Source organism: Actinomycetota bacterium, assembly GCA_023488435.1.
In the GTDB taxonomy this organism is placed as follows: domain Bacteria; phylum Actinomycetota; class Coriobacteriia; order Anaerosomatales; family UBA912; genus UBA912.
Genome location: JAMDCK010000049.1, coordinates 2,609 through 4,081, shown reverse-complemented (window position 1 = coordinate 4,081; position 1,473 = coordinate 2,609). Strand labels below are relative to the sequence as shown.

Here is a 1,473-nt window from a genome sequence, read left to right as displayed (position 1 = left end):
GCCAACGCGCAGACCGAGCTGCTAGACCTACTCGACGAGCACGCTTCCCAGCGCCAAGCCGAGGAGGCCGCGCTTCTGCGCTCGATCATCTCCGGTGCCAACAGGGCTGGGATCCAGGTGGTACCCGGAACGCCGGTCGAGACCGCCTTCGCCTACTACGGAGTCCCGTATCTGTGGGGCGGAAAGACCCCGGCCGCATTCGACTGCTCTGGCCTCATGCGGTACGTGTTCCTCCAGCATGGGGTGACGCTGCCTCACTACTCGGGTGCCCAGTTCAGGGTTGGTGAAAGGATCGTCCCCTCGGCGCTTCAACCAGGGGATGCGGTGTTCTTCGGCTCGCCAATCCATCACGTCGGGATGTATGTGGGCGGCGGCTACTTCATCCACGCTCCCCGCACCGGCGATTTCGTGAGCCTGGATTCACTCGCCAGTCGGCGTGACTATGCTGGCGCTCGGCGTTACAATTGGGTTCCACGCACGAGCCCGCCTTCGGGGGCGCGGGTCAACGTGGGGAATCCGCTGACCTCAATCGACTAGGAGTTCAATGAGGGCGTATATCGATGCTGCGCTGAACAGCGCTGCGCTAGCCGGGGCCTCCTGGGCCGACGTGCGGGTGGTCGACACCGCAAGTGAGATGCTCGCGGTCGCCGACGGCAAGGTAGAGGGGATAGAATCCACCGAATCACTGGGTATCGGCGTGCGAGTGCTCGTCGACGGCGCCTGGGGTTTCTCGGCATCTGCCGAGCTTTCCGAGACGACCGCGGCGCAAGTCGCGAGAAGCGCGGTCGCCATCGCGCGGGCCTCGGCGCTGTGTGCCGGCGCGCCCGTGGTCTTCGACCCGCTCGAGCCCGTCACCGACAGGTGGAGCGGTCCGTGCGAGATCGACCCATTCACGGTCCCGCTCGCTACCAAGCTTGAGCTGCTGAGTGGCGTGGATGCACTGTTGCGCGCCGAGTCGGCCGTGAAGCTCACCAAGTCCTCGCTCGGCTTTCATCGGGTGCGCAAGTACTTCGGTTCGAGCGAGGGTTCGTATATCGAGCAGGAGTACTTCGAGTCTGGCGGTGGCTTCACCGCTTTCGCGATCGCCGACGGCGAGGTGCTGTCTCGCTCGTGGCCCAACTCGCATGGCGGGGACTGGGTGCAGGGCGGATGGGAGGCCATCGAGCGGTTGGATCTGCTCGGCAACGCGCCACGCATCGCGGAGCAGGCTGCGGCCCTGCTTTCGGCGGAGCCGTGTCCTAGCGGCGAGTTCGACGTGATCATCGACGGCAGTCAGCTAGCGCTGCAGGTCCACGAGTCGATCGGCCACCCGACGGAGCTCGATCGCGTGCTCGGCGACGAGGCGGCTTTCGCGGGGACGTCGTTCCTCGGCTTGGAAGACCTTGGGGTGCTGCAATACGGCTCCGAGCACGTCAATGTCACCGCCGACGCGACGATCCCGGGTTCGCTCGGCAGCTTTGGATACGACGACGA

General features: G+C 65.5%; 2 protein-coding genes. Both read left to right on the top strand.

Annotated elements, in window-relative coordinates; genetic code table 11:
- A partial coding sequence (locus M1617_06895) for a C40 family peptidase (GenBank protein ID MCL5887997.1) occupies positions 1-537 on the top strand: 537 nt, incomplete at its 5' end.
- Positions 538-544: 7 nt separating this feature from the next.
- The coding region (locus M1617_06890) for a TldD/PmbA family protein (GenBank protein MCL5887996.1) at positions 545-1,473 on the top strand (929 nt) is incomplete at its 3' end.